This is a genomic window from Pseudomonas imperatae, assembly GCF_057128625.1.
Map to the genome: position 1 here is coordinate 88,719 of NZ_JBSKHP010000012.1, position 11,668 is coordinate 100,386.

An 11,668-nucleotide genomic window follows, 5' to 3' on the forward strand; every position below is an offset into this window, starting at 1 on the left:
AGGCTTTGGCTTCCAAAAGCCGAGGCCTCCACTACTCTTAAAACTTCCCCGCAACGTTCATGCGTCAGTAGGATCATGTACATGACTAACACTCGAACTTCGGCAAACGTCAGCCGCTGGCCCGCATGGGTCGCCGGTCTGGGCGTGCTGGTTTTTGCACTTCTCTACATCGGGCTGGGTGGTTACCTCGCGTCCGTTGGCGGTAGCTGGTACTTCGTACTGGCCGGCGTCGGCATGCTGGTTTCCTCCGTCCTGTTGTTCAAGCAGCGCCTGGCCGGTGCCTGGCTGTTCGCCGTTGTAATGGTGGCCAGCGTCATCTGGGCCATCGCCGATGCCGGCTTTGTGTTCTGGCCTCAGGTGTCGCGCCTGTTCGCCCTGGCTGTCCTCAGCCTGGTGGTAGCACTGGTCTACCCGACCCTGCGCAAGGCCAATGGCCTGGCCGGTGGCAAGGGTGGCTACGCGCTGGGCGGCCTGCTGGCCGTCGGCGTGGTGGCCGGTGCCTATGGCATGTTCATCCCGCATGACTCGGTGTCCCCGACCGGCGACGGCCCAGGCCTGACCAAGGTTGACCCGGCTCACGCCCAGAAAGACTGGAAACACTACGGTAACGATGAAGGTGGTGGCCGCTTCGCCGCGCTGGACCAGATCAACCGCAGCAACGTTTCCAAGCTGGTACCCGTGTGGACCTACCACACCGGTGACGTGGCCGTCAGCGACGGCAACGGTGCCGAAGACCAGGACACCCCGCTGCAGGTTGGCGACAAGGTGTTCATCTGCACCCCGCACAACAACATCATCGCCCTGGACGCCGACACCGGCAAAGAGCTGTGGAAGCGTGACAACCACGCCCAGAGCAAGGTCTGGCAGCGCTGCCGTGGCCTGGCGTACTTCGACGCCACCGCCGCTGTCGCCGCGCCTACCGATGGCAGCACGCCAGCCGCCGCCGTTTCGGTTGCCCCAGGTGCCATGTGCCAGCGTCGCCTGCTGACCAACACCATCGACGCCCGCCTGATCGCAGTTGACGCCGACACCGGCGAGTACTGCAAGGACTTCGGCAACAACGGTCAAGTCGACCTGAAAGCCGGCCTGGGCGACGTGCCTGACTCCTACTACCAACTGTCCTCGGCACCGCTGATGGCCGGTACCACCGTAGTGGTGGGCGGCCGTGTAGCCGACAACGTCCAGACCGACATGCCTGGCGGCGTGATCCGTGGTTTCGACGTGGTCACCGGCAAGATGCGCTGGGCGTTCGACCCGGGCAACCCGCAAGACAAGCAAGCGCCGGAAGCTGGCAAGACCTACGTGCGCAGCACCCCGAACAGCTGGGCGCCGATGTCCTACGACCCGGCCATGAACACCGTGTTCCTGCCGATGGGCAGCTCGTCCACCGACATCTACGGTGTTGAACGTACCAAGCTGGACCACAAGTACGGTGCCTCGGTACTGGCCTTGAACGCCACCACCGGCGAAGAGAAGTGGGTCTACCAGACCGTCCACAACGACCTGTGGGACTTCGACCTGCCGATGCAGCCTAGCCTGATCGACTTTGCCAAGCCTGACGGCACCAAGGTCCCTGCCGTGGTGATTGGTACCAAGGCCGGCCAGATCTACGTGCTGGACCGCCACACCGGTCAGCCGCTGACCGAAGTGAAAGAAGTACCGGTCAAGCCGTCGAACATCCCGAACGAGCCGTACTCGCCTACCCAGCCGAAATCGGTTGGCATGCCGCAGATTGGCGCGCAGACCCTGACCGAATCGGACATGTGGGGTGCCACGCCGTTCGACCAGATGCTGTGCCGTATCGCCTTCAAGAAAATGCGCTACGACGGCCTGTACACCGCACCGGGCAGCGACGTGTCGCTGAGCTTCCCAGGTTCGCTGGGTGGCATGAACTGGGGCAGCATCTCCACTGACCCGGTACACGGTTTCATCTTCCTGAACGACATGCGTCTGGGCCTGTGGAGCCAGATGGTGCCGCAACAGAAAGACGCCAAGGCCTCCTCGGGTGGTGAAGCACTGAACACCGGCATGGGCGCTGTACCGCTGAAAGGCACCCCATACGCCGTGAACAAGAACCGCTTCCTGTCGGTAGCCGGCATCCCTTGCCAGGCACCGCCGTTCGGTACCCTGACCGCCGTTGACATGAAGACCCAGAAGATTGCATGGCAAGTGCCGGTCGGCACCGTGCAGGACACTGGCCCGATGGGCATCCGCATGCACCTGCAACTGCCAATCGGCATGCCAACCCTGGGCGGCACCCTGTCCACCCAAGGTGGCCTGGTGTTCATCGCCGGTACCCAGGACTTCTACCTGCGTGCGTTCAACACCGCCAACGGTGAAGAAGCCTGGAAAGCCCGCCTGCCAGTCGGCAGCCAGGGCGGCCCGATGACCTACGTTTCGCCGAAAACCGGCAAGCAGTACATCGTCATCACCGCCGGCGGCGCTCGCCAGTCGACCGACCGTGGCGACTACGTGATCGCTTACGCGCTGCCTGACAGCAAGTAAGACCCTCGCGTGAAAGCCCGCTGTCGCCCCCAGGGTGGCAGCGGGTTTTTTTATGCGTGGCCACTGGCGTACCATTTGATTTTTACCGCGAGGCGCACCCATGACCAGCCGCACCGTCGCTGCGAGCCACCCGGCCTACCGGGATGACATCGCCGACCTGATTACCCGCCGGCCATTGCCCGGCCCGGGCCTGGAACAGGTCGACCCGTTCCTGTTCCTCAACCACCACGGTCCGCAGGTGTACGCGCCGAACAACAACGGCCTGCCGTTCGGCCCGCATCCGCACCGCGGTTTCGAGACCGTGACCTTTATCCTCACCGGCAACCTGGCGCACTACGACACCGGCGGCCACGAGAGCGTGATCGAGGCTGGCGGCGTGCAGTGGATGACCGCTGGCAGCGGCCTGATCCACGCCGAAGTGTCGCCACCCAGCTTCAAGCAGAGCGGCGGCCCGCTGGAGATCCTGCAGCTGTGGGTGAACCTGCCGTCGAAGTTGAAAATGACCGCGCCGCGCTACACCGGCGTGCAGGCCGATGGCATTCCGGCGCTGCTGGTGGCCGACGGCAAGGGCGTGCTCAACCTGATTGCCGGCCAGTTCCAGGGCACCCAGGGGCCGATCCCGTCGCTGACCGGCGTGTTCATGAGCACCCTGCGCCTGCAGGCGGGCGCCCAGGTGCAACTGCCGGCCCCGGCCACGCGCAGCGTGTTCCTGTACGTGGTCAGCGGCCAGGTGAGCATCGGCGGCACGCCGGTGAAGCCGTGGCACCTGGTCAGCCTGAACGCCGACGGCGACACCCTGGCCATCGACGCCAGCAGCGACGCCGTGCTGGTGTTCGGCCACGCCGACCCGATCGACGAACCGGTGGTGGCCCACGGGCCGTTCGTGATGAACACCCGTGGCGAGATCGAGCAGGCCATCCGTGATTACCAGGCGGGCAAGTTCAATGGCGATGGCAAGCTGCTGGAGGTGGGGCAGTAACTGTCTTGAAATGGCGCCGTCTGCATCGCGACTAAAGTCGGCTCCTACAGCGTTCGTGGTTGGAGCCGGCCTTGGCCGCGAGGCAGGCCACGCGATCCAAGCGGTTACGCATTCGCGTAGCAGCAACTGTCTTGTGGGAGCTGGCTTGCCAGCGAGCTTTTATGGCCCCAACAGCTCGCTGGCAAGCCAGCTCCCACAGGATGTAGCAGCTGCCGCAGGCGGCGTCTTGCACGCACGGTGCGCCAGCCCCTGCGCAGCGTCTGGGACGCGGCCTGCGGCCGCTGCTACAAGGGAGTTGGCGTAGCAGCTGCCGAAGGCTGCGTCCGGCAACGGCGCGGTGTGCCTGGGGATGCGCGGTGTGTTCGGACGCGGCCTGCGGCGGATGGCCGCCCCGCCGCTGCTACAGGGCGCGCATCGACAGCTCCACGTCCTCGGCGAACGGCAGCGACAGGTAGCCGCTGGCCGTGGAGCGCACCTTTGCCAGGTACTCGGGGCTGTGGTCGGCGTTGTCGGCGACGATCAGCGCGCCGGGCTTCAAGCGGCTTTCCAGCAGTGCCAGGATCTCCGGGTACAGCGCCTTGGCGCCGTCCAGCAGCACCAGGTCGATCTGCGCAGGCAGGTCGCGGCTCAAGGTCTGCAGGGCATCGCCTTCGCGGATTTCCACCAGGTCCAGCAGCCCGCCGGCGCTCAGATTCTGCCGGGCGATGGCGACCTTGGACGCTTCGAACTCGCTGGTGATCAGCCGGCCGCCGCCGTTGTCCCGCAGGGCTGCGGCCAGGTGCAGGGTAGACAGCCCGAACGAGGTGCCGAACTCGACGATGGTCGTCGCCTGGCTGCTGCGCGCCAGCAGGTACAGCAGCTTGCCGGTGGCGCGTGACACGGGCAGGGCGAAGTCCTTGAGGCGGCTGTACAGCTCGCGGTAACCGGTCTTGCTTTGCATCAGCTGCGCCAGCTGCTCGGCTGGCAGCTGCGACATGTCCGGGTGGTAGGCTTCGGCTTCGTCGAACAGGCGCTCCAGCAGGGCGGCGAGGGGCGCGCAGGTCAGGGTATTCATCGCATTCTCCAGGGTGAGTGTGCAGCGGTGTGGGTGTGGGTCTAGAATGCGATCAATCCATCACATTTTCTATTCGCATTCCCGAGCCCCCATGAGCGAACGCCCCGCACCCCCGATTTCACAGCGCAAACAGCCGCGCCAGGCCCGTTCCACCGAGCTGGTGGCGGTCATTCTCCAGGCCGCCACTCAGGTTTTGGCCCAGGAAGGTGCCCAGCGTTTCACCACCGCGCGGGTGGCGGAGAAGGCCGGCGTGAGCATCGGCTCGCTGTACCAGTACTTCCCCAACAAGGCCGCGATCCTGTTCCGCCTGCAGAGCGAGGAATGGCGCCAGACCAGCGACCTGCTCAGCGCCATACTCGCCGACGCCGCCACACCGCCCTTGCAGCGCCTGCGGCAGTTGGTGCACGCGTTCATCCAGTCCGAATGCGAAGAAGCCGCCATGCGCGTGGCTCTGGACGACGCCGCCCCGCTGTACCGCGACGCCCCCGAAGCCCAGGCGGCGAGGGCGGCGGGCGAGGGCGCGTTCCAGCGCTTCCTGCTGGAGGTGCTGCCGCAGGCTGACGACGCTACGCGTGGGCTGGCCGGGGAGTTGCTGCTCGCGACCTTGAGCGGGGTGGGCAAACGATTTTCCGAAACCCCGCGTACCCCGGCGCAGATCGAGGCGTATGCAAAGGCGATGGGGGATATGTTTTGTGCGTATTTGATGGGGTTGGGAGGCTCGGACCCTACGGGGTGAATGCAGGCGCCGACCCGTAGTCGTAGTGTCTGTTGCAACGAAAACTGACAATACCGGACTATTGCCCAAGCGGACTATCAGGTTACTGTCGGGCGCCTCGTTCAAGGAGCGTTGACCATGAAGTGCCCTATCTGTAGCCATACAGAGCTGGTCTCCGGCATCTTCGACCTACCCTATACCTATAAGGGCAAGACGACCTATATCGTCGCTGTCCATGCTGAGCGCTGCGCGCGGTGTGAAGAAATAATACTGGGGGCGCAGGAATCACAAAGAGTCAGCGAGTCGATGCTGGCGTTCCGAAAATTCGATACCCTTGTGGGAGCTGGCTTGCCAGCGAGCTTTTCGGGGCCCATAAGCTAGCTGGCAAGCCAGCTCCTGCCCCCGAATTTTCCTGCATTGCCTCAACGTGGCCAATCCAGCTTGGCCGCGTCTACAAACTATGCTCATAGGCATGTTCGTATCGGAGCCCCCGCATGACCGACGCTGCCGACACCCCCAGCCCCTCAAGCCTCATCGACGCCCGTATCCACGACCTCGCCGACTGGCGCGGCGCAACCCTGGCCCAAGTGCGGGCGTTGATCAAGGCGGCGGATCCGCAGGTGGAAGAAACCTGGAAATGGCGAGGCGTGCCGGTGTGGGAGCACGACGGCATTCTGTGCACCGGGGAGACGTACAAGCAGGCGGTGAAGCTGACGTTCGCCAAGGGCGCGGCGCTGGAGGATCCGGCGGGGTTGTTCAATGCCAGCCTGGACGGCAATGTGCGGCGGGCGATTGACCTGCGCGAGGGGGAGGCTGTGAATGAGGAGGCGTTCAGGGCGTTGATTCGCGCGGCGGTGGCCTTGAATCAGCAGAGTAGGCGCTCCAAACGCTCGTAGCCGCAGCCTGGCGGCAGCGGCTACGAGGGTTTTCGCTTACTTGATCAGCGGCACGCCGCTCAGCTTCTCCAGCTCTTCAAAGCTGATGTCCGCGACGATCTCGCGCACTTTCAGGCCGTCGCTGGTGACGTCCAGAATGGCCAGGTCGGTGTAGATGCGGCTCACGCAACCAATGCCGGTCAGCGGGTAGGTGCACTCGGGCACCAGCTTGCTTTCGCCGGTCTTGGTCAGGTGGTCCATCATCACGAACACTTCGCGTGCGCCGGTGGCCAGGTCCATGGCGCCGCCCACGGCCGGGATCGAACCCTCGGCGCCAGTGTGCCAGTTGGCCAGGTCGCCCTTGACCGACACCTGGAAGGCGCCCAGCACGGCGATGTCGATGTGGCCGCCGCGCATCATCGAGAACGAGTCGGCGTGGTGGAAGAAGGCGCCGCCAGTCAGCAGGGTCACGTGCTGCTTGCCGGCGTTGATCAGGTCGTCGTCCTCTTCGCCTTCGGCCGGGCTTGGGCCCATGCCCAGCACGCCGTTCTCGCTGTGCAGGAACACTTCCTTGTCGCCCAGGTAGTTGGCCACCAGGGTCGGCACGCCGATGCCCAGGTTGACGTAGGCGCCTTCTTTGATGTCTTCGGCCACGCGTTGGGCCATTTCGTTACGCGAGAGTTTTTTCAGGGTCATGGCGGGCCTCAAACGGCTTTGGCGGTCGAAGAAACAGGGTAGGTCGGCACGGCGACCACGCGCTGGACGAAGATGCCCGGCGTGATGATGTGCTCAGGGTCCAGTTCACCCAGTTCGACGATTTCATTGACCTGCGCGATGGCGGTCTTGGCGGCCATGGCCATGATCGGGCCGAAGTTGCGCGCGGCCTTGCGGTACACCAGGTTGCCCCAGCGGTCGCCCTTGTAGGCTTTGATCAGCGCGATGTCGGCGTGCAGCGGCATTTCCAGCACGTAGTTGCGGCCGTCGATGACGCGGGTTTCCTTGCCTTCGGCCAGCAGGGTGCCGTAGCCGGTTGGCGAGAAGAACGCACCAATGCCCGAGCCTGCGGCGCGGATGCGCTCGGCCAGGTTACCCTGGGGTACCACTTCCAGCTCGACCTTGCCGGCGCGGTACAGCTCGTCGAACACATAAGAGTCGGACTGGCGCGGGAACGAACAGATCACCTTGCGCACGCAGCCGGCTTTCAGCAGCGCGGCCAGGCCAACCTCGCCGTTGCCGGCGTTGTTGCTGATGATGGTCAGGTCGCGGGCACCGGTGGCGATCACGCCATCGACCAGCTCCGAAGGCATGCCGGCGGTGCCGAAGCCACCCACCATGATGACCGAACCGTCGGCAATCCCTTCCACCGCGGCAGCGACGGACTCAAACGTTTTATTGATCAAAGCGAGCTCCTGGTTTTTCCTGGAGTGTGAATGAGTCAAGGCACGGGCCACGGGCAATGGCCACGTCTTCTTGTTATCAATTTAGCCGAAGCGCTGTCGGCAGCGACGCCAGGCGCCCAATGGGCGGCGCTTGGCGTCATGGCTATAGCGTGCCGCAAAACGGGGGTGGGGGGAGAGTGCCTGAAGCTGAATTGGTGCGATTATCGGACTGTTGTGCGATATAAGGCCGCTTTTTACCGCCTTCAGCTCATCGACGGCGCCTGGCGTCGCGCCCATTGCTTGAGCCACGCCTCCAGCGCCGCGGGCGCCAGGGGCGGCGAGAACAGGTAACCCTGGCCCACCGGGTAGCCTTGTTCCTGCAGCCGCGCGCGCTGCGAGTGGGTTTCGATGCCCTCGGCCACCAGGGTCAGGTGCAGGCTTTGTCCGACCCCCAAAATGGCCTGGCTGAGCGCGCGGGCGGCCTCGCTGTGGTCAAGGTCGGCGACGAAGCTGCGGTCCAGTTTCAGCTCGTGGAAGGGCAGGCGCCGCAGGTAGCTGAGGCTGGAATAGCCGGTGCCGAAGTCATCCATGGACAGGCGGATGCCGCGCGCCTGGATGCGCTGGATGGTGTCCAGGGTGCTGGGGTTGCTGTCCAGCAGGATGCTCTCGGTCAGTTCGATGATCAGGTCCTTGGGCATCAGGTGGTGGCGGTGCAGCAGGGCGTCCACCAGCGTTGCCAGGTCCAGGCGGTGGAAGCTCACCGAGGACAGGTTGACCGCCACCGACGGCACGTCCACACCCTGGGCGCGCCAGGCCGCCAGTTGCCGGCAGGCCTCGTCCAGGGCCCAGCGGCCCAGCTCGTCGATCAGCCCGCTTTCCTCGGCCAGCGGGATAAAGCGGCCTGGCGGGATGTCGCCCAGCTGCGGGTGGCGCCAGCGCGCCAGGGCCTCGACGCCGTACAGGCGGCCGCTGGCCAATTCGACCTGGGGTTGATAGTGCAGGTGCAGCTGGCGGTGGGCGATGGCCTGGCGCAGCGCCGACTCCAGCGCCAGGTGCTCGCGGGCGACGCTGTTCATCTCGTGGCTGAAGAAACGGAAGGCGCCGCGGCCGCTGTTCTTGGCCTGGTGCATGGCGATGTCGGCGCGGTGCAGCAGGCTTTCCATGGTGGCGCCGTCCAGCGGGTACAGGGCGATGCCGACGCTGGCGGTGATGCTCAGGCTGGTCTGGGCGATGATCATGGGCTGGCTGAGCAGCGCCTGTAGGCGCTCCACCGTCAGGGCGGCGTGCTCGGCATCGCCGTCGGTGAGCAGCACCACGAATTCATCGGCCGACAGCCGCGCGGCAATGTCGGCCTCGGTCAGCTCGTGGCGCAGGCGCGCGGCCACCTGGCGCAGCAGCTCGTCGCCGGCCGGGTGGCCCAGGGAGTCGTTGACCTGGGTGAAACGGTCGAGGTTGATGAACAGCACCGCCACCGGGTGCGCCTTGCCGGCACCGCTGGCGATGATGGCATCGGCGCGGGTCTGCAGGAAGGTGCGGTTGGGCAGGCCGGTCAGGCCGTCGTAGAACGCCAGCTGGCGGATGCGATGGCGCGACGCGTCACGCTCCAGCGCCAGGGCGCAGAGGTTGGCGCAGGCGTCCACCAGGCGCTGGTGGAAGGCCTCGGCGTGGGCGTTGCGCGGCGCATGGAAATAGAAGGCGAAGGTGCCGATGGGCTGGCCTTCGCTGTTGCGAATGGGCGTAGACCAACTGCCGATGATGCCCAGCGGCAGGGCCAGGTAGAGGAAGTCGGCCCACAGCGGGTCTTCGGCGATGTTGTCGATGCGCACCGCTTCGTTGCGCCAGGCCGCGGTGCCGCACGAGCCCACCTTGGGGCCGATGCTCAGGCCGTTGAGCTGGCGGCAGTATTCGGGGTCCAGGCTGGGCGCGGCCAGGGAGTGCAGCTGGCCCTGGTCGTCCACCGCCAGGATCGAGGCGGTGACCTCGGGGGCGATGCGTTCCACTTCAAGGCAGATCAGCTCCAGCACCTCGGTCAGCGGCTGCTCGCGGGCCACTGCTTCCAGCACCTGGTGCTGCAGGGCGCGGTGGATCTTGCTCTCGGTGATGTCGGTGAACAGGGTGACGGTGTGCTGCAGCCGGCCGTTGTCATCCACGATCGGGCTGCTGGTCATGCGCGCCCAGTAGCGTTGGCCCTGCTTGCCGGTGACGATGGCCTCGCGGTGGCCGCCGTCCTCGGCGCTGGAGTCCTCGCGCGGCGCCAGCAGCTGGGCGGGGTCGCAGCCCCAGACCTCGTGGTCGCTCCAGCCGAACATCTGCCGGAAGCCGCTGTTGGTGTAGGTGATCAGCCCCTGGCGGTCGGTGATCACCGCGGCGGTGTCGCTGACCTCGGCGGCGATCGACAGCAGCTTCAGGCGCTCCTGCTGGGCGTGTTCCTGCTCCAGCCGCGCGGTGATGTCGGTGGCGATCTTGAGGATCTGCGCCACCTGTCCGTTTTCATCCAGCACCGGCAGGTAGGTTGCCTCCAGCCAGCAGCTGCTGCCATCACGGCGCAGGCGCTCGGCGACGCCCGAGCGCGAGCCGCCGTCGCGCAGGCTCTGCCAGAACGCTGCATATTCGGCGCTGTTCACCAACGTTGGCGGGCAGAACGCGCTGTGATGGCGGCCGCGCAGGTCCACCCCGCCATAGCCCAGCAGGGCCTGGTAGTTGGCGTTGGCGTCGAGCAAGGTGCCCTCGGGGCTGAACCAGGCCATGGCCATGACCCGGTGCAGGGCGGCCAGTTGGACGGCGTTGGCGGTGACGCTTGCGGTATCGGGTGTCATGTGCACGGCCTGCTTGCGGCAAACGGAAGGCTGCCGGCATCCGTGCCGCTCATGAGTGCTGAGTATAGCGCCGGGTTTATGCCGTGGCTGCAGGACGGCGGCGTGCAATACTGCCGTTTCATTTTGTCAGGGAATACACGCCATGAGCCGCAGCGCCTTCGAACTGTCCAACCCACCGGGCCTCTACGACCCCGCCCCGAACGCCTATTCCCACGTGGCCAGCGTGCCCACCCAGGCGCGCATGATCTTCCTGGCCGGGCAGGGCGGCGAGGACCGCGACGGGGTGCTGCCGGCCGACTTCGCCGCGCAGGCGCGCCAGGCCCTGGCCAACGTGCAGGTGGCGCTGCAGTCCCAGGGCGCGACGCTGGCCGACGTGTTCAAGCTGACCCTGCTGATCGTCGACCACGACGATGCCCGGCTGCGCGCCTGGGTGGCCGCGGCGGACGAGGCCTGGGGCACGGCCATGAAGCCTGCCTGCACGCTGATCCCGGTGCCGCGCCTGGCGCTGGAAGGCATGCTGATCGAGGTGGAGGCCATGGCCGCGTTGGCCTGATGACATTTGCCCATGGCAATGCGCGGCGCTTTTGTAAACAATAGCGCCCTGCAAAACCGCGCGGCCCGTTCGGGCCCGCGCCATGGTCATTTTTACCGGGAACTCCATGCCTTCGATTTTCGCCTGCCACGCGCCATGCTCTCCTGCCCGGGAGCTTCAGCCATGAACGATTTCACCGTCGAGCTGTTGCCCACCCAGGTGGACCAGGCGCAGCTGATCCGCAACCTGTACCAGTTCTACGCCTACGAGTCTTCCGACTGGGAGCAGGAGGACGTCGACGACGACGGCCGCTACTACATCCACGACGAACACTTGATGCGCTACTGGCACGAGCAGGACTGGAGCGCCAACCTGCTGCTGGTCAACGGCTGCGTGGCCGGTTTCCTGCTGGTGGAACGCAGCGAGCTGCCGGGCATCGACGCCCTGGAGCTGGCCGACCTGTTCATCCTCAAGCGCTACCGCCGCAAGGGCATTGGCAAGGCGTTGGTCACCCAGGTGCTGATGGGCGGCCACGAGAACTGGCTGGTGCGCTACTACCGCCAGGATGATGCGGCCATGGCGTTCTGGGACTCGGTACTGGAAGAACTGCCGCGCCCGGCGCGCGCCATCGAGCTGGATGACGAGCCGGATCTGGCGAATTTCCTGGTCACGCGGGTGATGCACTGACGCGGCCGTTGGCCGCTGCTACAGATGCAGCGCGCGATCTGTAGCAGCAACTGTCTTGAAACGGCGTCGTCTGCATCGCGACTAAAGTCGGCTCCTACCCCGTTCGTGGTAGGAGCCGGCCTTGGC

Annotated in this window: 11 protein-coding genes; 7 read left to right on the forward strand and 4 right to left on the reverse strand. The window is 65.7% G+C overall.

Annotated features, from left to right (window positions below; all coding sequences use genetic code 11):
• The first annotated feature begins 81 nt into the window (after positions 1-81).
• Together ACWKWX_RS16790 and ACWKWX_RS16795 are read left to right on the forward strand one after the other, a co-directional pair.
• A complete protein-coding gene (locus ACWKWX_RS16790; RefSeq protein WP_483828359.1) occupies positions 82-2,505 on the forward strand; it encodes a glucose/quinate/shikimate family membrane-bound PQQ-dependent dehydrogenase in 2,424 nt (807 codons plus the stop codon).
• A 100-nt stretch (positions 2,506-2,605) separates the two neighbouring features.
• The gene (locus tag ACWKWX_RS16795) at positions 2,606-3,484 is read left to right on the forward strand and encodes a pirin family protein (RefSeq protein WP_483828360.1); all 879 of its coding nucleotides are present in this window, start codon (positions 2,606-2,608) and stop codon (positions 3,482-3,484) included.
• 400 nt (positions 3,485-3,884) lie between these two features.
• On the opposite strand, the gene ACWKWX_RS16800 is transcribed toward ACWKWX_RS16795, so the two are convergent.
• Positions 3,885-4,538: an O-methyltransferase gene (locus ACWKWX_RS16800; RefSeq protein WP_483828361.1), complete on the reverse strand. Its 654-nt coding sequence runs from the start codon at positions 4,536-4,538 to the stop codon at positions 3,885-3,887.
• A gap of 91 nt (positions 4,539-4,629) precedes the next feature.
• Here ACWKWX_RS16800 and ACWKWX_RS16805 point away from each other — a divergent pair, with 91 nt between their 5' ends.
• The 3 genes from ACWKWX_RS16805 to ACWKWX_RS16815 all read left to right on the forward strand — a co-directional run bounded on the left by ACWKWX_RS16805 (position 4,630) and on the right by ACWKWX_RS16815 (position 6,149).
• Positions 4,630-5,274: a TetR/AcrR family transcriptional regulator gene (locus ACWKWX_RS16805; RefSeq protein WP_473006374.1), complete on the forward strand. Its 645-nt coding sequence runs from the start codon at positions 4,630-4,632 to the stop codon at positions 5,272-5,274.
• Positions 5,275-5,391: 117 nt separating this feature from the next.
• Positions 5,392-5,634 (forward strand): type II toxin-antitoxin system MqsA family antitoxin, encoded by a 243-nt coding sequence (locus ACWKWX_RS16810; protein ID WP_416423869.1) that lies wholly within the window; start codon positions 5,392-5,394, stop codon positions 5,632-5,634.
• Between the two features lie 113 nt (positions 5,635-5,747).
• A complete protein-coding gene (locus ACWKWX_RS16815) occupies positions 5,748-6,149 on the forward strand; it encodes a DUF1801 domain-containing protein (RefSeq protein ID WP_473006375.1) in 402 nt (133 codons plus the stop codon).
• A 36-nt stretch (positions 6,150-6,185) separates the two neighbouring features.
• Here ACWKWX_RS16815 and ACWKWX_RS16820 read toward each other — a convergent pair whose 3' ends face one another.
• The 3 genes from ACWKWX_RS16820 to ACWKWX_RS16830 form a co-directional block, all read right to left on the reverse strand.
• Entirely contained in the window at positions 6,186-6,824 is a 639-nt protein-coding gene (locus ACWKWX_RS16820; RefSeq protein WP_416423871.1) for a 3-oxoacid CoA-transferase subunit B, read from the reverse strand.
• A gap of 8 nt (positions 6,825-6,832) precedes the next feature.
• Positions 6,833-7,528 (reverse strand): 3-oxoacid CoA-transferase subunit A, encoded by a 696-nt coding sequence (locus ACWKWX_RS16825; RefSeq protein ID WP_416423872.1) that lies wholly within the window; start codon positions 7,526-7,528, stop codon positions 6,833-6,835.
• A 242-nt stretch (positions 7,529-7,770) separates the two neighbouring features.
• Complete coding sequence (locus ACWKWX_RS16830; protein ID WP_483828362.1) at positions 7,771-10,323, reverse strand: sensor domain-containing protein; 2,553 nt, start codon at positions 10,321-10,323, stop codon at positions 7,771-7,773.
• 142 nt (positions 10,324-10,465) lie between these two features.
• On the opposite strand from ACWKWX_RS16830, the gene ACWKWX_RS16835 reads away from it, so the two are divergent.
• Both ACWKWX_RS16835 and ACWKWX_RS16840 read left to right on the forward strand, forming a co-directional pair.
• On the forward strand, positions 10,466-10,876 hold the full coding sequence (locus ACWKWX_RS16835; protein ID WP_416423874.1) for a RidA family protein: 411 nt from the start codon (positions 10,466-10,468) through the stop codon (positions 10,874-10,876).
• Between the two features lie 162 nt (positions 10,877-11,038).
• Positions 11,039-11,542 (forward strand): GNAT family N-acetyltransferase, encoded by a 504-nt coding sequence (locus tag ACWKWX_RS16840; protein ID WP_416423875.1) that lies wholly within the window; start codon positions 11,039-11,041, stop codon positions 11,540-11,542.
• Positions 11,543-11,668: the final 126 nt, after the last annotated feature.

What these genes read in the sequence shown, in the direction of transcription:
- ACWKWX_RS16790 (WP_483828359.1), top strand. Translation starts at nt 82, where the DNA reads ATGACTAACACTCGAACTTCGGCAAACGTCAGCCGCTGGCCCGCATGG.
- ACWKWX_RS16795 (WP_483828360.1), top strand. Translation starts at nt 2,606, where the DNA reads ATGACCAGCCGCACCGTCGCTGCGAGCCACCCGGCCTACCGGGATGAC.
- ACWKWX_RS16800 (WP_483828361.1), bottom strand. Translation starts at nt 4,538, where the DNA reads ATGAATACCCTGACCTGCGCGCCCCTCGCCGCCCTGCTGGAGCGCCTG.
- ACWKWX_RS16805 (WP_473006374.1), top strand. Translation starts at nt 4,630, where the DNA reads ATGAGCGAACGCCCCGCACCCCCGATTTCACAGCGCAAACAGCCGCGC.
- ACWKWX_RS16810 (WP_416423869.1), top strand. Translation starts at nt 5,392, where the DNA reads ATGAAGTGCCCTATCTGTAGCCATACAGAGCTGGTCTCCGGCATCTTC.
- ACWKWX_RS16815 (WP_473006375.1), top strand. Translation starts at nt 5,748, where the DNA reads ATGACCGACGCTGCCGACACCCCCAGCCCCTCAAGCCTCATCGACGCC.
- ACWKWX_RS16820 (WP_416423871.1), bottom strand. Translation starts at nt 6,824, where the DNA reads ATGACCCTGAAAAAACTCTCGCGTAACGAAATGGCCCAACGCGTGGCC.
- ACWKWX_RS16830 (WP_483828362.1), bottom strand. Translation starts at nt 10,323, where the DNA reads ATGACACCCGATACCGCAAGCGTCACCGCCAACGCCGTCCAACTGGCC.
- ACWKWX_RS16835 (WP_416423874.1), top strand. Translation starts at nt 10,466, where the DNA reads ATGAGCCGCAGCGCCTTCGAACTGTCCAACCCACCGGGCCTCTACGAC.
- ACWKWX_RS16840 (WP_416423875.1), top strand. Translation starts at nt 11,039, where the DNA reads ATGAACGATTTCACCGTCGAGCTGTTGCCCACCCAGGTGGACCAGGCG.